The sequence below is a fragment of the Micromonospora sp. C41 genome (assembly GCF_018070485.1).
Classification (GTDB): domain Bacteria; phylum Actinomycetota; class Actinomycetes; order Mycobacteriales; family Micromonosporaceae; genus Micromonospora; species Micromonospora chalcea.
On the sequence record NZ_JAGPXP010000017.1, the window covers coordinates 76619 to 97078 of the forward strand.

Sequence of the window (20460 nt, forward strand, 5' to 3'; positions counted from 1 at the left end):
CTTCGCCGACGGCGCTCCGTACCTCATCGGGAATGGACGCAGACTTCCCCGCCGCGCCCGGACGGCGCGGAGACGATGCGGAAAGGGCATCGTCGGCCATCGACGCGCGACCCGAGCGTCGCAGTGATCTCACACCCCGAATTCATCGGTCCGCCGGGATCACCAGTCAACTACCGGATCGAGAAGGAGAGCAATTCGATGCGCAGGTCCACACGGGCGCGCCGGTCATCCGGTAACGCGCGGAGCAAGCGGGTGCTGGCAGTGGTCGGCACGCTCGCGGTCTTCGGCGGCATCGTGGCCGTCACCCAGATCTCGTCCGCCCAGGACCGGCGGACGACCACGCGCGCCGCCTCGGCGTCCTGTGTGCCCGCCAGCCCGGGGGCGACCGCCCCGGACGGCCAGGGCAGCAGCACCCGTACCTGGCAGAACGGCCGCTGGGTCCGTAACCACTGGGGCGACGGCCAGATGTCGCCGGCCGAGTGCCAGCAGACGACCGCGGGTGGCGCCGGCGCCGGCACTCCGACCGTGACCTGCCCGGACGTCCGGGGTCGGCTGCCGCAGGTGCCCGGCCGGGCCCGTGCCGAGGTGGATCGAGAACTGGCGGCGCTGACGTCCCAGATCGCTGAGGCGAACCGGCGGCTCGCGGCGGAGGGCCGCAACGGGGGCGAGTTCATCAACAACGCGATCCTGGGTCCGCTCGCGGACAAGCGGACCGCGGCGCTGAACCGGATCGCCACCGCCATCGGCCGGTTCGGCCAGCGCCCGCAGGGGCTGGACCAGTTCGCCCGGTGCGCGTTGACCGACGTCCCCGGCAACGGTGGGGGTCAGAACGGCGGGGGTCAGAACGGCGGCAACAACAACGGCGGTCAGAACGGGGGCCAGAACGGCGGGAACAACGGCGGCGGGAACAACAACGGCGGCGGCCAGAACAACGGTGGCGGCAACGGGCTGAACGTGCTCGCCAAGGACTGCTCCGGCAGCCAGCTGCAGGGGCACGACGGCTTCCAGAACGGCAACCGGTGCGTCAGCACCGCGTTCGGTGAGGTGGGCGCCGCGGCGAACAACCCGTCGCTGCTGATCACGCAGTTCCCGAACCAGGTGCGGCGCAACCAGCCGTTCACGCTCCGGGTGACCACCAAGAACCTGGTGCGGGACCGCTTCCTCGCGGCCGGGCAGGGCGGCTACTACCTGGAGAGCTCGCTGCTCAACGGTCAGGGCCTGGTGCGCGGCCACTTCCACACCGCCTGCCGGATGCTCGGCAGCACCCGGCAGCCCCCGAACCCGCAGGACGTGCCGGCGTTCTTCGTCGCCACCGAGGACGGCCGCGGCGGCAACCAGCCGGACGACGTGCTGATCCAGATCCCGGGCCTGGCGCAGTCGGGCGTGGCGCAGTGCGCGGTCTGGGCCGGTGACGGCTCGCACCGCATCCCGATGATGGAGCGGGCGAACCAGACTCCCGCCATCGACGTGGTGCGCATCCGGGTCAACTGAGGACACGCGACGGCCGCGGCCGCCCGGGAACCGTCCGGGTGGCCGCGGCCGTGTCGTGTCCGCGTGGTGGGTACGCGAGGCGGGTCCGGCAGGGGAGCGTGGGAATCGTTCCGGGAAGAAGTTTCGTGCCGTCGGACTCCAGCCCGATGAAAGTCACCGACAACACAAAAGGCCGGCCGGGCGCTGCGATTTCTCAGCGTGACCCTGGGATACCCGACGGTGAGTGTTTAGCGCTCAGCGGTTCTTGTACGCCTCGACGACCGACACCGGGATGCGCCCGCGCTCGGAAATCTCGTACCCGTTCTTGGCTGCCCATTCGCGGATGGCGCGGTTCTGCTCGCGGTCCATTCCCGAGGTGCTCGGCCGGCCCGCGCGCCGGGTGGCGCGGGCGACCTCGGTGGCGCCGCGGCCGATCCGCCTGCCAGCGCTGATGTACGGGTCCAGCGCCTTGCGCAGAACGCCCGCGTTCTCGTCGGACACGTCGATCGTGTACGCCACGCCGTCCAGGCTGAACTCGACGGTCCGATCGGCCTTTCCGCCGTCGAGGTCGTCGGTCAGAACGGTGATTACTTTCCTTGCCATCGCCATTACTCCCTGTGTCGGGCGGGGTGTGCTAAGAGTCTGACTTACCTCACGGTAATTTCGCAACAATACCCGCCTCTTTGCATTCGGCGGGTCGTGCCAGGTAAGCGTCGCGGCCAATAGAGGACCGGTGCGCGAACAGGCGTCGGGAAGGCCGGACAGTGGCGTGGGTCACAATCCGGAACAAGGGACACCTTTTGTTACTTGAGCCAGACACGCTCAACCAACGTGATGGCAGGTGTCCGATGGCAACTCTTCCGGTACTTCCCCTGACCGACACCGTCCTGCTGCCCGGGATGGTCATCCCGGTCACCCTCGACCCGACCACCCAGGCCGCCGTCGACGCGGCCCGCGCCACCGGCGACAAGGAACTCCTGGCCGTGCCCCGCCTTGACGGCGAGTACGGCTCCGTCGGCGTGGTCGCCACGATCGAGAAGGTGGGCCGGCTGCCCAGCGGCGAGCCGGCCGCCGTGATCCGCGGTCTCGTCCGGGCCCGTATCGGCTCCGGCGTGCCCGGTCCCGGCGCCGCGCTCTGGGTCGAGGCCGCGACGCTCGACGAGCCCGCCCCGGCGGGCCGCGCCCGGGAACTCGCCCGCGAGTACCGCGCGCTCATGACCTCGGTGCTCCAGCAGCGCGGCGCCTGGCAGGTGATCGACGCGATGGAGCGGATGACGGACCTGTCCGAGCTGGCCGACTCGGCCGGCTACGCGCCCTGGCTCAGCCTGGCGCAGAAGACCGAGCTGCTCGCCGCGCCGGACGTCACCGCCCGGCTGGAGCTGCTGGTCGGCTGGGTGAAGGAGCACCTGGCCGAGCAGGAGGTCACCGAGCAGATCAACAGCGACGTGCGCGAAGGGCTGGAGAAGTCCCAGCGCGAGTTCCTGCTCCGCCAGCAGCTCGCCGCGATCCGCAAGGAACTCGGCGAGGACGAGCCCGACGGCTCCGCCGACTACCGCTCCCGGGTGGAGTCCGCCGACCTGCCGGAGAAGGTACGCGAGGCGGCGCTGCGCGAGGTCGGCAAGCTGGAACGGGCCAGTGACGCCTCACCCGAGGCGGGCTGGATCCGTACCTGGCTGGACACCGTGCTGGAGATGCCGTGGAGCACGCGTACCGCTGACAACACGGACCTGGCCGCGGCGCGGGCCGTGCTCGACGCCGACCACGCCGGCCTGGCCGACGTGAAGGACCGCATCCTGGAGTACCTCGCGGTGCGCAACCGGCGCGCGGAGCGCAACCTCGGCGTGGTCGGCGGACGCGGCTCCGGCGCGGTGCTCGCCCTGGCCGGCCCGCCCGGTGTCGGCAAGACCAGCCTCGGCGAGTCGGTCGCCCGGGCGCTGGGCCGCAACTTCGTCCGCGTCTCCCTCGGCGGCGTCCGGGACGAGGCGGAGATCCGCGGCCACCGGCGCACCTACGTCGGCGCGCTGCCCGGCCGGATCGTGCGGGCGCTGCGCGAGGCCGGCTCGATGAACCCGGTCGTGCTGCTCGACGAGGTCGACAAGCTGGCCGCCGGCTACTCCGGCGACCCGGCGGCGGCTCTGCTGGAGGTGCTCGACCCGGCGCAGAACCACACGTTCCGCGACCACTACCTGGAGGTCGACCTCGACCTGTCCGACGTGCTGTTCCTCGCCACCGCCAACGTGGTGGAGGCGATCCCCGGCCCGCTGCTGGACCGGATGGAGCTGGTCGCGCTGGACGGCTACACCGAGGACGAGAAGGTGGCCATCGCCCGCGACCACCTGCTGCCCCGGCAGCGGGAGCGGGCCGGGCTGACCGGCGAGGAGGTGAGCGTCGCCGACGACGCGCTGGCGCTGATCGCGGGCGAGTACACCCGGGAGGCCGGTGTCCGGCAGCTCGAACGGGCCCTGGCGAAGATCCTGCGCAAGGTGGCCGTCGCGCTCGCCACGGACGCCGCGCCGGTACACGTGGACGCCGGGAACCTGGCCCGCTACCTGGGCCGGCCGAAGTTCACCCCGGAGTCGGCCGAGCGGACCGCCGTGCCCGGCGTGGCGACCGGCCTGGCCGTCACCGGCGCCGGTGGCGACGTGCTGTTCATCGAGGCCACCACCATGGAGGGCGAGCCCGGGCTGACGCTCACCGGGCAGCTCGGCGACGTGATGAAGGAGTCCGCGCACATCGCGTGGTCGTACCTGCGGTCGAACGGGCGGCGCTACGGGCTGGACCCGAACGCGCTGGCCGGGCGGCGGATCCACCTGCACGTTCCGGCGGGCGCGGTACCGAAGGACGGCCCGAGCGCCGGCATCACCATGGTGACCGCGCTGGCCTCACTGGTGACCGGGCGTCCGGTGCGGCCCGAGTTCGGGATGACCGGCGAGGTGACGCTCTCCGGCCGGGTGCTGCCGATCGGCGGGGTGAAGCAGAAGCTGCTCGCCGCGCACCGGGCCGGTCTCACCGAGGTGATCATCCCGAAGCGCAACGAGCCGGACCTGGACGACCTGCCGGCGCAGGTGCGGGAGGCGCTGACCGTGCACACCCTGTCCGACGTGGCGGACGTGCTCGCGCTGGCGCTGCGCCCGGCCGAACTCGACACGCAGGCGCTGGACGGCCCGGCGCTCGCCGCGGCCTGACGGCCGTCGCCCCGGCCACCGTACGCACGGTGGCCGGGGCGACGCCGTGTCCGCCCGCGCTCAGCGCCGGTCGCGCCGCTCGTAACCCCGGTCGCGGCGCTCACCGGAACCGTCGCCGTCCCGGTCCCGGCGTACGGTCGCCTTACGGCCCTTGATCGTGGTGCCCCGCAGCCCTGAGATGATCTCGTCGGCCACCGCCTGCGGCACCTCGACCAGCGAGAACCGGTCGGCGATCTCGATCGAGCCGATGTCCCGGCCACTGATCCGGGTCTCCCCGGTGATCGCGCCGACCAGGTCCTGCGGCCGTACCCCGGCACGCCGGCCCAGCCCGATGAAGACCTGGGTGGTCCCCCCGGTACGCGGACGGCCCGGCCCCCGGCGCTCGCCCCGCCCACCGGTCTCCGGGCGGCCCTCGCGCGGGCCCCGGACCGGAACCTGCGGGATCTCCTCCTCGTCGTCCGAGCCGGGCGACGTCGCCTCGTGCGCCAGCTTTACCGCCGCCAGCGCCACCTCCACCAGGTCGAACTCGTCGGTCAGCGACTCGACGATCACCCGGTACGGGTCGAGGTCGTCCTCCAGCAGGCTCTCCCGCAGCGCGCCCTGGGTCAGCTCCAGCCGCCGGGTGCGCATGTCCGCCACCGTGGGGATCTTGTCGATGGTGATCCGCTGGCCGGTGACCCGCTCGATGGTCTTGAGCATCCGGTGCTCGCGCGGCTCGGCGAGCGTGATCGCCACACCCTCCCGCCCGGCCCGGCCCACCCGGCCGATCCGGTGCACGTACGACTCCGGCGCCGACGGGACGTCGTAGTTGACCACGTGGGTGAGCTGCTCGACGTCCAGCCCCCGGGCGGCCACGTCGGTGGCGACCAACAGGTCCGCCGTACCGGCGCGCAGCCGGCCCATCACCCGGTCCCGCTGCTCCTGGCTCATCCCGCCGTGCAGCGCCTCGGCCCGGTAGCCCCGGCCGTTCATCGTCTCGGTGAGCCGGTCGACCTCCTCGCGGCTGCGGCAGAACACGATCGCCGCGGTCGGCGACTCCACGTCCAGCACCCGGCCCAGCGCGGCCGGCTTGTGCCCCCGGGCCACGATGTACGCGCTCTGCCGCACCCGGGGCGCCTCCCCGGCGACCGGCCGCTCCCGCTCGATCTGGATCCGGACCGGATCGGTCAGGTGCTGCCGGGCCAGCCCGTCGATGCGGGCCGGCATGGTGGCCGAGAACAGCACCGTCTGCCGGCCGGCCGGCGCGTGCTCCAGGATCGCCTCGATGTCCTCGGCGAAGCCCATGTCGAGCATCTCGTCCGCCTCGTCCAGCACCACCGTGGCCAGCGCGCCCAGCCGCAGCGTGCCCCGGGCGATGTGGTCCAGGGCCCGGCCCGGCGTCGCGACCACCACGTCGACCCCGTGGTCGAGCGCGCGCAGCTGCCGGCCGATCGGCTGCCCGCCGTAGATCGGCAGCACCCGGGCGCCCAGGTCCTTGCCGTAGCGGTGGAACGCCTCGGAGACCTGCACGGCCAGCTCACGGGTGGGCACCAGCACCAGCGACACCGGGTCGCCGTCCGGCCGTCCCACCGGCATCCGCTGCAGCAGCGGCAGCGCGAACGCGGCGGTCTTGCCCGTACCGGTCGCCGCCTGTCCCAGCAGATCCTGCCCGGCCAGCAGCGGGGGGATCGCCTCCCGCTGGATCGGGGTGGGTTCCTCGTAGCCGAGCGCGGCCAGCGCGCCCAGCAACTCGGTGCGCAGCCCGAGATCCGCGAAGGCGGTGGCGTCCTCGGCGTCGGCGGGAATGGCGGGGTCGGTCGGGGTCGGTGCGGCGGTCATGCGACAAGTTTTTCATCACCGCCGCGCGGCGGTCGCGGCGACCGGGCCAAACGTTCGCCGCGCCACCTGCGTGCCGTCCCCTCCGGGTGATCCGGCGCGGCCCCGTGCCCCCGCCGGATCACCGGGACAGGACGGCCAGCAACGTGGTGAAACCGACCGCGACGTCGAACACCGCGCACCACAGCGCGTACCCGCGCGGCACCACCGCGCCGGTGCGGTGGTACCAGGCGTCCCAGGCGGCGTGGACGAGCCAGCCCACCCCGACGAGCACCCCGGCGACGTCGGCGGAGGCGACCGTCGCCACGACCGCCAGGCCGCCCCACCCGGCCGCCCCGGCGAGCTGCGCGGCCAGCGCGCGCCGGTCGCCCCACTGCCGCCGCCAGGTGCCGATCAGCAGGTAGCCGGCCGGCAGGACCAGCAGCGTCCACGGCGCGAAGACGGTCGGCGCGAACCACATGTCCACGGTCATGAGCAGCGCCAGCCCGGCCGGCCACCCGCGCGCCACGGCTGCCGCGACCGGGTGTCGGCGGGGCGGCGCGGCGGACGTGTGCCGGTGCCGCAGCGCCACCAGCAGCATCGCCGGCACCATCAGCAGGTGGCCGCCGAGCAGCAGCGCGTCGTCCCCGGCCCACCCCGCCCACCAGAGCGGGAGCAGCAGCAGGAACGGCACGTACATGGCCGCCGACATCTCCGCGGTGGCGGCCCGCCCGTACCCCCGGTGCCACATCCACGCGGCCATGCCCGCCGCCATGTTCGTCGCCATCACCAGCGCGCCCACGTCCGGCCGCGCCAGCACCGCCGCGCCGCCCAGCACGTCCGCGCCCACCCGCCACAGCGGCCCGAGCAGCACCATCCCGGCCAGCATCGCCACCACCATCGCGGCCAGGTGCCGCGTCCGCGCCCACCCGGCCCACCGCCGGGGTACGACCACAGTCATCTCCGTCATGCCCCGACCCTGCCGCCGCCGGGCGCACCGGAGAAGGCGCGTCAGTCATCGGGAAACCGTGCGGATCGCACGGCCCGGCCGTGACGTTTCTCAGGAGTGGGCGGACCGGTGCACGCCCTAGGATCAGCGGGCATGAGCGTCGATCCGGCGGACCACCGGCTGCGCCGGGCCCGGCGGGTCACGCTGCTGTCGCTGGCCACGAACGTGTGGACGACGGTGCTGCTGCCAGCGGTCGGACTGGCCCGCGAACCCGACCCGGCACGCGTCGCGCTCGGCGCCGCCGGGCTGCTCGTGTTCACCGCCGCCCAGGTCGCGGTGCTGCACGCCGCCGTCACGCCGTGGCTGCCCGTGCCGGCGCGCCGCCGCCGGCACGCCGCGCTGACCGTGGCGGCGCTGCTCAGCCTGCCGCTGCTCGGCCCGGTCGCGGCCGGCTCCTGGCCCACCTGGGCGTGGCTCGGCGCGTCGCTGGTCGGCATGACGCCGCTGCTGTTCCGGCCCGTCGTGGCGGCGGTGGCGGCGGCCGGCGTCCTCGCGGCGTCCGCGGCCGTCACCTGGTGGACCGATGGCCCGCTGACCACGGCGCTGCTGGTCACCGGCCTGGTGGGGGCCGGGATAGCCGCGCTCACCTGGGTCCAGGTCTGGTTCTGGGACCTGCTGGTCGAGGCCCGGCAGGGGCAGGCCGCCCAGGCCCGGCTGGCCGCCGCCGAGGAACGGCTGCGCTTCGCCCGGGACGTGCACGACCTGCTCGGCCACGACCTGACGGTGATCGCGCTGAAGGCCGAGCTGGCCGAGCGGCTGGCGCCGACCGACCCGGACCGGGCCGCCCGGGAGGCGGCGCAGGCGCGGCGGCTCGCCGCAACGGCGCTGACCCGGGTACGCGCGGCGGTGCACGGCTACCGCGCCGTCGACCTGGCCGAGCAGGCCGCCGCGGTGGGGGAGGTGCTGCGCTCCAGCGGCGTACGCACGACTGTGGTCCCGCCGTCCGGCGAGGTGCCCGGTCCGGTCGCCGCCGACCTGGCCGCGGTGCTGCGTGAGGCCGGGACGAACGTGCTGCGGCACAGCCGGGCCGGCTGGTGCCGGATCGAGATCACCCGGGAGGACACGGCGGTGACGCTGACCGTACGCAACGACGGCGTGCGTGACGGCGACGGCCCGGACCGGCTCAGCGGCGGCCTGCGCGGCCTGTCCGACCGGCTCGCCCCGGTCGGCGGCCGGGTCCGGGCGGACGCCGCCGACGGCGTGTTCAGCCTGGTCGCGACCGTGCCGGTGGCGCGATGATCCGGGTGCTGCTGGCCGACGACGAGGAGCTGATCCGGCTCGCCCTCGCCGCGCTGCTCGACCTGGAGCCGGACATCGAGGTGGTGGCGCACGCGGGCGACGGGCGCGCGGCCCTGGACGCGGCGCTTGCCCACCGGCCGGACGTCGCCGTGCTCGACCTGGAGATGCCGGCGCCCGGCGGGGTCGAGGTCGCCGCCGAGCTGACCCGGGCGCTGCCCGGCTGCGCCCCGGTGATCCTCACCGGACACGGCCGCCCCGCCCAGCTCCGGCCGGCGCTGGCCGCCGGAGTGCGCGGCTTCCTCGCCAAGGGCGCTCCCGGCGGCGCGCTGGCCGACGTGATCCGCCGCGTGCACTCCGGCGCCCGGTACGTCGATCCGGCGCTCGCGGCCGACGCGCTCACCCTGCCCGAGTGCCCGTTGACACCACGCGAGCTGGAGACGCTGCGCCTGGCTGAGCTGGGCACCCCGGTCGCGGTGATCGCCCGGCGTACCCACCTGGCCGCCGGGACGGTCCGCAACCACCTGAGCGCCTGCGTGCAGAAGCTCGGCGCCGCGAACCGGGCCGAAGCGGTACGGCTCGCCCGCGAGGCCGGCTGGCTCTGAGGTACGGGACGTCGTGGCACGCTGCCGGCGGCTAGCCTGATCACGTGCGGACGGTCGAACTGCTCTGCTCATCCGAACTGGAAGCGGCGGTTCGCGCTGCCTGGGACCGGCTCGCCGCCGCCGGGCTGCCCAGCCTGGCCCGCAACACGCACCCGACGAACCGGCCGCACCTGACGCTCGCCTCCGTCGAGGAGTTCCCGCCCGGCGCCGAGCAGCGACTGGCCGACCTCTGCGACGCGGCGCTGCCGCTGCCGGTGCGGCTGGACCGGGTGGCGGTGCTCGACGGCACCGCGCCGCTGGTGTGGCTGGTCCATCCGACGCCGCAGCTCGCAGCGTTGCACGGCGCGGTCTGGGACGTGCTCGCCGAGGCGTCCGGTGCGCGTTCGTGGCATCTGCCCGGTCGCTGGATTCCCCACCTGAGCCTGGCGTTGCGCTTCGGCGGCGCGGACCGGCGCCGGGCCCGGGCGGTCGCCGGAGCGGGCCGCCCGGCCGGGGCGTTCGTGGCGGCGCGCAGCTACGACGCCGACACCCGTACGGTCAGCGAGCTGACCGCCGCCTGCCCGCGTTCCGGCGGCTGACCGAGAGGTCATACCCGGCGCTGGTGGGCGTCGGTTCCGCTGACCGGGACCCCCGGCCTGGGCAGATCCGGGTACTCTTCGCCCCATGATCGACAGTGTTCGATTGGCGGTCGTCGGTGTGGGCAACAACACGTCGGCGTTGGTGCAGGGCATCGCCTTCTACCGCAACACCGGCAGCCTGGTAGGGCTCCACCGGCCAGAGATCGCGGGACTGGGCGTCAGCGACATCGACGTCGTCGCCGCTTTCGCCATGTCCGACCGAAAGGTGGGCAAGGATCTCCACGAGGCGATATTCATGCCGCCCAACAACTTCCCGCGCCTCGACACCGAACTTCCGCCCGCCGGCGTGACGGTGCGGCGTGGCCTGGTGGACTCGACGGAAGTCGAACGGGTGGCGCACGCGCTGGAAGGGGCGGAGGTGCTGCTCTACTCCGCTCCGAGCGGCCGGCCGGACACGGCTCGGGCTTACGCCGAGGCGGCTCTGACAGCGGGAGTCGCGTTCGTGAACACCACGTCGGATCCGGTGGCCAGGCACGAGTCACTACTGGCACGTTTCGAGGAAGCCCGTGTGCCGTTGCTCGGCGACGACCTGGCCAGCCAGTTCGGCACCTCCGTGCTGCACCACGCACTACTGCGGCTGATCGAGGAGCGCGGCCTCACCCTGGGCAGCTCCTACCAGGTCAATCTGGGCGGGACCGAAGACTTCCGCAACCTGGTCGAGAACCCGAACACCAAGAAGCAGTCCAAGCTGAACGCCCTGGGGTCGTCCGGCAAGGTCCAGATGGCGCCCCTCGCGTACATGCCGCACCTGCGATCCCACAAGATCGCCCACCTCAACATCGAAGCGCAGGGCTGGGCCGAGACGGCGGTGAGTGTGGAGGTGCGCCTGCAGGTGCATGACCCGAGTGGTGCTGCCGGCGTCAACATCGACCTGATTCGTCTGGCGGCCATCGCCCTGCGGTCGGGTCGTGGCGGCTACCCGGCCGAAGCGGCATCCCTCCTGAAGTCCCCACCCGGAACCGCGATCTGACCCCAACCCCCGGACCGTTCGGCGCGGCCCGAACCGTGCCCGTGTCAGCATGGGCCGATGACCACCGGTGCCGACGGACGCGGACTCGCCGGGTTCGCCGCGCTGCTCGCCGACCCCACCCGGGCCGGCTTCTGCCTGGCCCTGCTCGACGGCCGCGCCTGGACCGCCGGAGAGCTGGCCCGCGCCGCCGGGGTGGCCGCGTCCACCGCGAGCGGCCACCTCACCCGGCTGGTGGCGGGCGGTCTGGTGGTCGAGGAGCGGCAGGGCCGCCACCGGTACGTCCGCCTCGCCGACCCGGGCGTCGCCCAGCTCGTCGAGGACCTGGCCGCGCGGGCGCCCGCACCGGCGGCCCCGCCCCGCACGTTGCGCGCCGCGTCGGCCGGTGCCGCCCTGGCGTACGCGCGCACCTGCTACGACCACCTGGCCGGGCGGCTCGGCGTGCTGCTGCACGACGCCCTGCTCGACCGTGGCGTGCTCGACCGCACCGGCGGCCTCGCGCTGACCGAGGCCGGCATGAGCTGGCTGGACCGTCTCGGCGTACCCGTCGAACCACTGCGCGGCACCCGGCGGCCGCTCGTCCGCGACTGCCTGGACTGGACCGAACGGCGCCCGCACCTGGCCGGCGCGGTCGGGGCGGCGCTGTGCGGGCGCTTCCTCGACCTCGGCTGGACCGCGCGCGGCAACGGCCGGGCGGTACGGGTCACCCCGGCGGGGCGGGACGCGCTGGCCGAGGCGCTCGGGCTCGACCCGGTGCTGCTGGCCGCGCCCGCCACCCGCGACACCGGCCCGGCGCGCGCCTGACCCGCCCGTGCCCCGCGGCACCGGTCCCGCCCGCGGCTGACCGCCCGGTGTGCCCGGCCGGATCGTTCGGTCCGGGCCGAACTGTCGGCGCCCTACGGTCGGGTGATGGATTCACCGACGATCACGGCTGCTCCGGGCACGCCGCCCTGCGGGCCGCCGACCTCGGACGACGGCGGCTGGGTGGTCACCCGGTACGCGGACGTCGTCTCCGTCCTGACCGATCCCCGCTGCGTGGTGCCGCCCGCCGAGGAGGCGCCGGAGGGTGGCCTGGCATGGCTGCGCGCCTCGGTGAGCCGGTTCAGCCCGCCGGCCCGGCATGCCGCGCGGCGAGCCGTCGGGGTGGCGGCGCTCGACACGCTCGACCCACGGGAACTGCGCGTGATCGCGGAACGGCTGACCGGGCGGATCCTCGACCGCGCCGCGAGCGCGGACAACGGCGGCGACCGGGTGGACGTGACCGGTGACCTGGCTCGGCGCGTACCCCTTGTGGTGCTGGCGGAGCGGCTTGGGCTGGCCGACTCGGCGGCGGCCGTCGCGGAGGTGACGGCGGTGGCCGCCGCCTACCACCCGGGCGCCGGCCCGGCGGCGGTGCGGCGGGCGGACCGGGCGGTGGCGGCGCTGCTGGCCATGTCGCCGCCCGCTCCGGCCGAGGTGACAGCGAACCGGCTCGGGCTGCTGGTGCAGGCCGCCGACGCCACCGCCGGGCTGATCGTGGCCGCCGTCCGGCACGGGCTCGACGCGCCGGACGGGCTCGAGACCGACGTGCTGCTCGCCGAGGTGCTGCGCCTCGACCCGCCGGTACGGGTCACCCGCCGGGTCGCCGCCGACCCGCTGACCCTGGACGGCCAGCCGGTGCGCGTGGGGGAGCGGCTGCTGCTGCGGTTCGACGCCGCCAACCGCGACCCGGCGGTCTTTCCGGAGCCGGACTGTTTCCGCGCCGGCCGGGCGAACGCCGCGCTGACGTTCGGCGCCGGCCCCCGCGGCTGCCCCGGGCAGCGGCACGCGCTCGCCCTGGCCGCCGGCGTGGTCGGCGTGCTGCGCCGCCGCTGCCGTCCCGCCGGCCCTGCCCCTGACGTCCCGCCGACCCCACTCGAGGTGATCCTCCGATGACCGACCGGTACCGCGCATTCCGTGACCTGCACCGGCCCGGCGAACCGCTGCTCCTGCCGAACGCCTGGGACCACGCCTCCGCCGCGGCGCTCGCCGCCAGGGGCCATCAGGCGATCGGTACGACCAGCCTGGGCGTGGCGGCGGCCGCCGGCCGACCGGACGCCGTCAGGGCGACCCGCGCCGAGACGCTGGAGCTGGCGTACCGGCTGCGGGACCTGCCGGCGCTGCTCACGGTGGACGTCGAGGACGGCTTCCACGACGACCCGGCGCAGGTCGCCGGGTTCGTGGGCGAGCTGGCCGCGCTCGGGGTGGTCGGCGTGAACCTGGAGGACGGGCGCCCGGACGGGCGACTGGCCCCGGCGGACCACGTCGCCGCCGTGATCGGGGCGGTCCGCGCGGCGGTGCCGCGGATGGTCGTCAACGCCCGCACCGACGCCTGGTGGCTGGGCGTGCCGGCGCCGCTGGACGAGGCACGGCGGCGGGCGGCGGCGTTCCGGGCCGCCGGTGCCGACTGCCTGTTCGTGCCGGGCGCGCCGGACGACCTGGTCGGCCTGCTCGCCGCCGAGGCGGGGTTGCCGCTGAACGTGCTGTACCGGCCGGGCGGCCCGGACCTCGCAGCCCTCGGGCGGCTCGGCGTGGCCCGGGTCAGCACCGGATCGCTGCTGTTCCGGGCCGCGCTCGGTGCCGCGCTGCACCTGACCGACGCGATCGGCGCCGGGCGCGACGCGGGCCTGCCGGCGCCACCCGGATACGAGGAGGTGCAGGCCCTGGTGTCGCCGTCCGCCACCTGATCGGGCACTTCGGGGGAGATGGGAGGAATCGCGCCTTCTCCGGTCTTTACGGTGTGTGCAGGCCCAATCACGCCGTGTCCTGACCGAGAGGGGACGGAGACCATGCGAGTGCCCAGCCGCAGCCCCGGTCGCCAGCCCGGTCCCGCCGCCGCACCCACCGCTCCCGCCCGCCGGGTGCCCGCAGCCGGCCGGCGCGGCGACGCTGTCCCGGACCTGTCCGCGTACCGGGCGGCGGTGGCGGACCTCCTGGTCGAGGTGGGCGCGCTCGCCGACGCGCCGTCGGCCACCGCCCGCCAGGTGCTGCTGGACCAGCGGCTGCGCGAACCCGCCATCGCCGCCGTCCTCGACGCCACGCCCCAGGGGCTGATCGGGGCCCGGGAGACGCTGCTGCTGGAGATGGCCCGCTACCAGCCAAACGCGCGCAGCTCGGCGCAGGACCTCACCGCGCTGGTCCGCATCTACCTGCTCTCCCGTGTCGACGTGCTCTGGTGGCGGGACGCCCCGACGTTCCTCACCGACGACCAGGTCCGCACCAGCGCCGAACTCGTCGACCTGGAGTGGCTGCGCCGGCGCGGGCTGATCGAGTTCCGCTATCAGGAGCAGCCCGCCACGGTCGTGGGCCGGGGCCTGCGCGCGGTGCGCCGCCGGTTGCTTCCGGCCGCCACCCCGCGTACCGCCGGTCTGCTGTTCCGCCGGGCCCGCCGCGAGATGATCGCGTTCCTCAACGACCTGGCCCGGGAGTTCGCGGCCGTCGCGCCGGACGGCACGCCGCCGCTCTGGGTGACCAGCCTGGCCCGTAGCGCCGAGCACCAGTACCGGCTGCGCCGCCTGGGGTACGCCGCGATGGTGCCCAGCGGACACTGCCTCGGCTGGGCCGCCGATGTCGAGCTGGAATGGTACGAGCGCTTCGGCGCCCGTTCGGCCCTCGCCGGGTTGCTCCTGGCCCGTCAGGACGCCGGCGAGGTGAACGTGGTCGACGAGGGACAGGCCTGGCATGTGTGTCTCGCCCCGGACGCCCGCCGCCGCTACCGGCGGGCGTACGAGGCCGAGATGGGGGTGTGACCCGGTGTGCGGCATCGCGCTGAGCATCGGCCCCGAGGCCGACCCGGCCACGTTCCGCCGGATGCTCACCGCGCTCGCGTCGCGCGGTGAGGTCACCGAGACCCGCCAGGAGAACGGCCTCCTGGCCGGCGTACGGCGGCTGAAGATCGTGGACCGGGAACGGTCCGTCCAGCCGTGGATGTCGCCGGACGAGCGGCACCTGCTCTGCTACAACGGCGAGATCTTCAACCACCACGAGCTGCGCGCCGAGCTGACCCGGCTCGGGCACGAGTTCCGCACCACCGGCGACACCGAGGTCGTGCTGACCGCGTTCCGCCAGTGGGGCGAGAACGCCGTGCGCCGGCTGCGCGGGGAGTACGCGTTCGTGATCGTCGAGCGGGACAGCGGGCGGGCGTACCTGGCCCGGGACCCGCTCGGGGTCAAGCCGCTGTACTGGTCCCGCCTGCCCGGCTGCCTGCACCTCGCCTCCGAGGTCAAGGCGCTCGTCGGGCACGGCGCGCCGATCGGCGAGGTGGCGCCCGGGCACCACGGCTGGGTCGAGCCCGGCGAACCGGTCCGGCCGCGCCCGCACGTCGACCTGCTCACCCTCGGCGACGGCCTGCCGGTGATCGACGACCCGGACGAGGCGGCCCTGCTGGTCCGCGTCGCGCTCACCGACGCGATGCGGGCCCGGCTGGACACCGACCTCACCGTCGGCGTGGTGCTCTCCGGCGGCCTGGACAGCTCGCTGGCGCTGCTGCACGCCCGCGAACTGCACCCGGACTGCGTGGCGGTCACCATCGGCGTGCCGGAGAGCCCCGACGTCGCGTACGCCCGGCGGCTCGCCGCCGACCTCGGCGTGCCGCACGAGGTGATCGAGCTGCGCCCGCGTGACATCCGGCTGGCCGACGTACGTGAGGCGATCCGGGTCTCCGAGCTGACCGAGTACGGCGACATCATCAACGCTGTCGTCTCGGTGCCGATCTTCCGGCGGCTGCGCGAGCTGGGCGTACGGGTGGTGCTCACCGGCGACGGCTCCGACGAGCTGTTCGGCGGCTATCCGATGTACCACCAGGTCGGGCCGGAGCGGTCCCGCCGGCTGTTCCTGCACAAGATCCGCAACCTGTGCCGGACCGAGCTGCAACGGGTGGACCGGGCCAGCATGGCGCACGGGGTGGAGGCCCGGGTGCCGTTCCTCGACCTCAGCGTCGTCGAGCTGGCCATGCGGCTGCCGCTGGACCTCAAGCTGCGCGACGGGCAGGAGAAGTGGATCGTCCGGCAGGCCTTCGCCGACCTGCTGCCCGGCTACGTCCGGCAGCGGCCGAAGAACCCGATGTCGTACTCGTCGGGCCTGCACGAGCGGGCCCGCCTCTACAAGCCGCTGTTCGCCCGGCTGCACCGCTCCTTCGGCTACGACCTGCTGGAACCGGTCCGCCGTGACTTCGACAGCGTGCTCACCCGCTGCGGCAACGACCTCGACCGGGCCATCGCCGAGGGCATGGCCCGGCCCGACTACACCGTGCTGGAACACGCCCGGGACCTGGTCGGCGCGGCCCGGTGGAACGCCGCGCCGATGGTCCGGCGGCTGGTCAACCCGCGCCGCACCCGAGGCGACGAGGCGCCCCTGCCCGGGTGAGCCCGGTCAGCGTCGCAGGTCCACGTCGGCGGCCACGCCGGAGACCGGGTCCATGCAGTGCACTGTCGGGCCCGGACGCAGCCGGGCGTCCGAGGCGTACCGCCGGGCCAGCTCCCGCCCGGCGGCGGCGTCGCCGCGGTCGGCGGCCACCAGCAGCGCGGCGACCTCGTCGACGAGCGTGAGGTCGGCGCCGGTCAGGTCCTCGGTCATCGCCCCGAACCCGTCCCAGAGCAGCACCTCGTCCTTGTGCCGGTGGGCCAGCTCCAGCAGCACGTAGTCGTGGATGAACCAGTCGCCCCGGATCGGCAGCGACGGGTCCACGCCGTAGGTGTCCGGGTCGAGCCGGCCCGCCCGGTACGCCAGCCACACCCGGGCCGCCGACTCGAAGTGCCCGGCCTCCGGGTCGATGTCGTAGCCGTCGAACGGCCGGTCGCCGGCCGGGTCCAGCTCGGGGTCGGACCAGACCCACCGCTCGCCGTTCCACCACTCGGCGAGCACGTGGTCGTGATGCCAGCCGGGCACGAAGTAGCTCGCGAACCCGACCCGGCTGCGCGCCGGGACGCCGTGCTGGCGCAGCGCCGCGACGGTGAGCAGCGTGTGGTCCCGGCAGCAGCCGGCGACCCGCTCGGCGGCCGGGCGTTCGGCGGTCAGCGGCAGCGGGAACCGCGACTGGTCGGCGTCGAGGATGCGGTCCAGCCAGCGCAGATTCACCTCGGCCCGGCGGACGTCCGGCAGCTCCACCCCGCCGGCCCGGTAGTGGATGATCACGTTGCGGGCGGTCGCCGCGACGGTGGCCAGGTCGGCCGGCACGGCGTCGAGCAGCGCCGCGTGGTGGCGGGGATCGCTGTACGGGGAGTGGGTCCGGTAGTCGTCGACGTCCATCCGGCCATTGTCGGCGCGGGACGCGGCCGACGGGTGCCCGCTCGGCGCGCAATCTGGCGGCACCCGGAATGCCAGGTCCGATCACCGCCAGCGCCGCGGTCCGGGCCGCGCCAGGCTGGGACCGTGACGACCACCCGTACCGCGTTCCGGATCCGCCCGCTGCCCGCGGGGACGCTCGCCGAGCTGCGCCGCACCGGCCGCGACGCCACCGGGCAGCCGCCCGAGCACCGGCGCGCCACCGGCGGCGAGCCGCTGCGCTGCTGCCTGCGCGACGCCCGGCCGGACGAGACGCTGCTGCTGTTCGGGTACGCCCCGCCGCTGCCGCCGAGCCCGTACCGCGAGGTGGGACCGGTGTTCGCGCACGCCGCCGAATGCGCCGGCCCGCACGACGTGACGGCGTACCCGTCCCAGTGGCGCGGACGGGAGCAGGTGCTGCGCGCGTACGACAGCCGGGGTCGCATCGTGGGCGGACGGCGACACGACGGCGGCGACCCGGAGGCGGTGGTCGCGGAGCTGTTCGCCGACCCGGCGGTGGACCTGCTGCACAGCCGCAACGTGGTGTACGGCTGCTGGATGTTCGCTGTCGTGCGGAGTTGACCGGGTCCCGGATGGACATCGGCGGACGCCTCTTCTAGCGTCGCTGTCATGCGGAGGACCCTCATCGCCGGCGGGCTCGCGTTGCTCCTGCTCGGCACGGCCTGCGGGGAGAGCCGCCGGTCCGACCCGCCGGCCGCGGCCGGCTCGCCCACCGCCTCGCGGCAGGACCCGGGCCAGGTCGAACGGACGCTGGCCAGCCTCCGCAAGATCGACGATCTGCCGATGTACGAGATGACGTACGACGGCGACTACGACCCGACCGCCGGGCTGGCCGGGTCGACGCCGCCGAGCCCGTTCGGCTGCTCGTTGTTCGCCGCGCTCGGCGACCGGGAGCGGCCGGTGTTCGCCCGCAACTTCGACTGGGAGCCGAACCCCGCGCTGGTGCTGCGCACCGACCCGCCGGACGGGTACGCCTCGATCTCGCTGGTCGACATCTCCTACCTGGGGGTGGCCGCAGACCCGACGGGGGACCGGCGGCTGCTGGACGCGCCGCTGCTGCCGTTCGACGGCATGAACGAGCGGGGTCTCGCGGTCGGGCTGGCCGCCGACGACGGGGCGCGCGCCGAGCCGGTGCCCGGACTGCCGAAGGTGGGCTCGGTGCGCATCCTGCGCCTGGTGCTCGACTCGGCCGCGACCGTGGACGAGGCGGTCGCCGTGTTCAAGCGCTACAACCTGGACTTCGACGGCGGGCCGCCGCTGCACTACCTGCTGGCCGACGCGACCGGCACGTCGGCGGTGGTGGAGTTCGTCGACGGGAAGATGACTGTGGACCGGCGCAGCGGCCCGTGGCAGGCGCTGACGAACGTGCCGGCCGCCGGGGTGCCGGACCGGGAACTGCGCCAGGACCGCAGGTACGGGGTGCTGGCGAAGGAACTGGACCGCACCGGTGGGGTGGTCGACACGGCCGGGGCGCTGCGGTTGCTGAACGCGGTACGCCAGTCGCACACCCGGTGGTCGGTCACGTACGGGCTGCGCAGCGGCGAGGTGCGGGTGGTCACGGCCGGTGGCGGCACCCGTGACTACCGCCTGCCGATGAGCTGATCCGGGCCGGGTGGACCGCTCCGGCCGAGGTCGTCGGCGCTGACAACGCACCGGGCCCGGCAGCCCCCGCGAGGGGAGCGCCGGGCCCGGGACGGGTCAGCGGGTCACCAGCTCAGGTAGCCCGCCTGGGTCTGCACGTTCAGCTCGGGAACCAGCAGGAACTGCGCCAGCCAGGTACGCGGGTCACGCAGCTCCAGCACGTCCAGTCCCTTCTGGATGTCGCTCGAGTAGATGTGGCCGTTGTACCAGTACGCCGACCAGGACCCGCCGGTACGCAGCTGCGTGGCGTCCAGCGGACCGCGCTCCCAGTAGGCGATCTCGGTCGGCTTGCGGGAGTTGGTGAAGTCCCACACCGAGATGCCGCCCTGGTACCACGCCTGCACCATGATGTCGCGGCCGGGCACCGGGATCAGCGAGCCGTTGTGGGCCACGCAGTTCTCGGTGTCGGCGTTGACGCGCGGGATCTTGTAGTAGCTGCGGAATTCCAGCTTGCGGGCGTTGCCGCGGCCGGTGATGTCGTAGATGGCGTCCGCGCCACGGTTCGGGCCGACCACCTCGTTGCAGGTGGCCGCGCCGCCGCCGCCCAGCTCGTCGGTGAAGACGACCTTGGTGCCGGAGTTGTTGAACGTGGCCGAGTGCCAGAACGCGAAGTTCTCGGCGTCGGTCACCCGCTCGATCACCCGGGGCGCCTCACGGTCCTTGATGTCCAGCAGGATGCCGTCACCCATGCACGCGCCGGCGGCCAGGTCCTTCGCCGGGTACGCGGTGATGTCGTGGCAGCCGGTGGTGGCCGACGACTGACCGGGGATGCCCGGGTAGCCGCCGTCCGGGAACAGGTTCGGCGTGGCCACCACGGAGGCGGTGGTGGGGTTCTTCACCGGCACCTTGACGATGGAGATGGAGTCGTGCGGCGGCTGGCAGTCCGGGAAGTCGGCGCGCGGGCTGTACGACGAGACGTACAGGTAGACGTTGCGCTTGTCCTTGCCGGGCACGAGCGTGTGGGTGTGCGAGCCGCACGCCGTCTCGACCGACTTGATGTAGCGCGGGTTGCGCTTGTCTCGGATGTCGAAGATCTTGATGCCCTCCCAGGACTCCTTCACCGACGCCGGCTGGCTGGTGCTGGCGCAGGAGTCGTCGCTGCGGGAGGAGTCGGTGGACAGGAAGAGCAGGTCGCCGTGGACCGAGATGTCGTTCTGCGAGCCGGGGCAGAGCACCTGCGACACGATCGTCGGGCGGCTCGGCCGGAGGATGTCGTAGATGACGAACCCGTCGTAGTTGCCGACGAACGCGTACCGCCCCTGGAAGGCGATGTCGGTGCCGAGGGCTACGGTGGTGTCGAACGGCGCCTGCTTCGGCAGGTTGGCCACCTGCCGCAGGTTGGGGCTGCTGGAGATCTCGTCGACACCGGGGACGGCGCTGTCCACGGTGGCCGGCGCGGCCTGGGCGCGGGGGATCTCCTGGGCGCTGCTCGGCGGCGCGGCGACCACGCCGGCGAGCAGCAGGCCGGCGGCGGCGAGGCTGATGATGCGGGTGCGGGACGTGTGGATGCTGATCACCGGCAACACCCTTCGAAAGGGGATGATGATTCGCCAAACCTTACCTATCGGAGACCGTCATCAATGTGACCTGGGTCACACTGGGGAACTTTTGTCTA

The 20460-nt window shown here is 74.1% G+C and carries 18 protein-coding genes; 13 read left to right on the forward strand and 5 right to left on the reverse strand.

What is annotated here, in order from left to right; translation table 11 throughout:
* The first annotated feature begins 198 nt into the window (after positions 1–198).
* The gene (locus tag KBX43_RS19270; RefSeq protein WP_069088576.1) at positions 199–1491 is read left to right on the forward strand and encodes a hypothetical protein; all 1293 of its coding nucleotides are present in this window, start codon (positions 199–201) and stop codon (positions 1489–1491) included.
* A 234-nt stretch (positions 1492–1725) separates the two neighbouring features.
* Here the strand turns inward: KBX43_RS19270 and KBX43_RS19275 are convergent, their stop codons facing one another.
* Positions 1726–2073, reverse strand: a complete 348-nt coding sequence (locus KBX43_RS19275; protein ID WP_043330078.1) for an Lsr2 family protein — start codon at positions 2071–2073, stop codon at positions 1726–1728.
* Between the two features lie 245 nt (positions 2074–2318).
* Between KBX43_RS19275 and lon the strand changes: the two genes are divergently transcribed.
* Positions 2319–4655, forward strand: a complete 2337-nt coding sequence (lon, locus tag KBX43_RS19280) for an endopeptidase La (RefSeq protein WP_113972817.1) — start codon at positions 2319–2321, stop codon at positions 4653–4655.
* Between the two features lie 60 nt (positions 4656–4715).
* Here the strand turns inward: lon and KBX43_RS19285 are convergent, their stop codons facing one another.
* Together KBX43_RS19285 and KBX43_RS19290 are read right to left on the reverse strand one after the other, a co-directional pair.
* Positions 4716–6473: a DEAD/DEAH box helicase gene (locus KBX43_RS19285; RefSeq protein ID WP_043323686.1), complete on the reverse strand. Its 1758-nt coding sequence runs from the start codon at positions 6471–6473 to the stop codon at positions 4716–4718.
* Between the two features lie 118 nt (positions 6474–6591).
* Positions 6592–7419 (reverse strand): hypothetical protein, encoded by an 828-nt coding sequence (locus KBX43_RS19290; protein ID WP_210870426.1) that lies wholly within the window; start codon positions 7417–7419, stop codon positions 6592–6594.
* A gap of 132 nt (positions 7420–7551) precedes the next feature.
* Here KBX43_RS19290 and KBX43_RS19295 point away from each other — a divergent pair, with 132 nt between their 5' ends.
* From KBX43_RS19295 to KBX43_RS19335, 9 genes are all read left to right on the forward strand, one after another.
* Entirely contained in the window at positions 7552–8697 is a 1146-nt protein-coding gene (locus tag KBX43_RS19295) for a sensor histidine kinase (RefSeq protein WP_210886244.1), read from the forward strand.
* Complete coding sequence (locus tag KBX43_RS19300; protein WP_064445796.1) at positions 8694–9299, forward strand: response regulator transcription factor; 606 nt, start codon at positions 8694–8696, stop codon at positions 9297–9299. Before KBX43_RS19295 ends, KBX43_RS19300 begins: the two co-directional genes overlap by 4 nt.
* A gap of 44 nt (positions 9300–9343) precedes the next feature.
* Entirely contained in the window at positions 9344–9877 is a 534-nt protein-coding gene (locus tag KBX43_RS19305) for a 2'-5' RNA ligase family protein (RefSeq protein ID WP_210869720.1), read from the forward strand.
* A gap of 85 nt (positions 9878–9962) precedes the next feature.
* Positions 9963–10907 (forward strand): inositol-3-phosphate synthase, encoded by a 945-nt coding sequence (locus KBX43_RS19310; RefSeq protein ID WP_043323695.1) that lies wholly within the window; start codon positions 9963–9965, stop codon positions 10905–10907.
* Positions 10908–10964: 57 nt separating this feature from the next.
* Positions 10965–11708 carry a helix-turn-helix transcriptional regulator gene (locus KBX43_RS19315; RefSeq protein ID WP_064445798.1) on the forward strand — a complete coding sequence of 248 codons (744 nt, stop codon included), beginning with the start codon at positions 10965–10967 and terminating at the stop codon, positions 11706–11708.
* A gap of 105 nt (positions 11709–11813) precedes the next feature.
* The gene (locus KBX43_RS19320; protein ID WP_247677535.1) at positions 11814–12818 is read left to right on the forward strand and encodes a cytochrome P450; all 1005 of its coding nucleotides are present in this window, start codon (positions 11814–11816) and stop codon (positions 12816–12818) included.
* Positions 12815–13609 (forward strand): isocitrate lyase/phosphoenolpyruvate mutase family protein, encoded by a 795-nt coding sequence (locus tag KBX43_RS19325; protein WP_210886246.1) that lies wholly within the window; start codon positions 12815–12817, stop codon positions 13607–13609. The genes KBX43_RS19320 and KBX43_RS19325 overlap by 4 nt, the downstream gene beginning before the upstream one ends.
* Positions 13610–13711: 102 nt before the next feature.
* Positions 13712–14671 carry a hypothetical protein gene (locus KBX43_RS19330; protein ID WP_210886254.1) on the forward strand — a complete coding sequence of 320 codons (960 nt, stop codon included), beginning with the start codon at positions 13712–13714 and terminating at the stop codon, positions 14669–14671.
* 4 nt (positions 14672–14675) lie between these two features.
* Positions 14676–16286 (forward strand): asparagine synthetase B, encoded by a 1611-nt coding sequence (locus KBX43_RS19335; RefSeq protein WP_064445801.1) that lies wholly within the window; start codon positions 14676–14678, stop codon positions 16284–16286.
* Positions 16287–16292: 6 nt separating this feature from the next.
* Here the strand turns inward: KBX43_RS19335 and KBX43_RS19340 are convergent, their stop codons facing one another.
* Positions 16293–17168: a transglutaminase domain-containing protein gene (locus tag KBX43_RS19340; RefSeq protein ID WP_210886256.1), complete on the reverse strand. Its 876-nt coding sequence runs from the start codon at positions 17166–17168 to the stop codon at positions 16293–16295.
* 123 nt (positions 17169–17291) lie between these two features.
* Here KBX43_RS19340 and KBX43_RS19345 point away from each other — a divergent pair, with 123 nt between their 5' ends.
* Together KBX43_RS19345 and KBX43_RS19350 are read left to right on the forward strand one after the other, a co-directional pair.
* Positions 17292–17765, forward strand: coding sequence for a DUF1203 domain-containing protein (locus tag KBX43_RS19345; RefSeq protein ID WP_113972807.1), 474 nt, complete (start codon positions 17292–17294; stop codon positions 17763–17765).
* Between the two features lie 48 nt (positions 17766–17813).
* A complete protein-coding gene (locus tag KBX43_RS19350; RefSeq protein ID WP_043323703.1) occupies positions 17814–18806 on the forward strand; it encodes a carcinine hydrolase/isopenicillin-N N-acyltransferase family protein in 993 nt (330 codons plus the stop codon).
* 104 nt (positions 18807–18910) lie between these two features.
* Here KBX43_RS19350 and KBX43_RS19355 read toward each other — a convergent pair whose 3' ends face one another.
* A complete protein-coding gene (locus tag KBX43_RS19355; RefSeq protein WP_374226014.1) occupies positions 18911–20353 on the reverse strand; it encodes an LVIVD repeat-containing protein in 1443 nt (480 codons plus the stop codon).
* Positions 20354–20460 lie beyond the last annotated feature (107 nt).

What these genes read in the sequence shown, in the direction of transcription:
- KBX43_RS19270 (WP_069088576.1), top strand. Translation starts at nt 199, where the DNA reads ATGCGCAGGTCCACACGGGCGCGCCGGTCATCCGGTAACGCGCGGAGC.
- KBX43_RS19275 (WP_043330078.1), bottom strand. Translation starts at nt 2,073, where the DNA reads ATGGCAAGGAAAGTAATCACCGTTCTGACCGACGACCTCGACGGCGGA.
- lon (WP_113972817.1), top strand. Translation starts at nt 2,319, where the DNA reads ATGGCAACTCTTCCGGTACTTCCCCTGACCGACACCGTCCTGCTGCCC.
- KBX43_RS19285 (WP_043323686.1), bottom strand. Translation starts at nt 6,473, where the DNA reads ATGACCGCCGCACCGACCCCGACCGACCCCGCCATTCCCGCCGACGCC.
- KBX43_RS19290 (WP_210870426.1), bottom strand. Translation starts at nt 7,419, where the DNA reads ATGACGGAGATGACTGTGGTCGTACCCCGGCGGTGGGCCGGGTGGGCG.
- KBX43_RS19295 (WP_210886244.1), top strand. Translation starts at nt 7,552, where the DNA reads ATGAGCGTCGATCCGGCGGACCACCGGCTGCGCCGGGCCCGGCGGGTC.
- KBX43_RS19300 (WP_064445796.1), top strand. Translation starts at nt 8,694, where the DNA reads ATGATCCGGGTGCTGCTGGCCGACGACGAGGAGCTGATCCGGCTCGCC.
- KBX43_RS19310 (WP_043323695.1), top strand. Translation starts at nt 9,963, where the DNA reads ATGATCGACAGTGTTCGATTGGCGGTCGTCGGTGTGGGCAACAACACG.
- KBX43_RS19315 (WP_064445798.1), top strand. Translation starts at nt 10,965, where the DNA reads ATGACCACCGGTGCCGACGGACGCGGACTCGCCGGGTTCGCCGCGCTG.
- KBX43_RS19320 (WP_247677535.1), top strand. Translation starts at nt 11,814, where the DNA reads ATGGATTCACCGACGATCACGGCTGCTCCGGGCACGCCGCCCTGCGGG.
- KBX43_RS19325 (WP_210886246.1), top strand. Translation starts at nt 12,815, where the DNA reads ATGACCGACCGGTACCGCGCATTCCGTGACCTGCACCGGCCCGGCGAA.
- KBX43_RS19330 (WP_210886254.1), top strand. Translation starts at nt 13,712, where the DNA reads ATGCGAGTGCCCAGCCGCAGCCCCGGTCGCCAGCCCGGTCCCGCCGCC.
- KBX43_RS19340 (WP_210886256.1), bottom strand. Translation starts at nt 17,168, where the DNA reads ATGGACGTCGACGACTACCGGACCCACTCCCCGTACAGCGATCCCCGC.
- KBX43_RS19350 (WP_043323703.1), top strand. Translation starts at nt 17,814, where the DNA reads ATGCGGAGGACCCTCATCGCCGGCGGGCTCGCGTTGCTCCTGCTCGGC.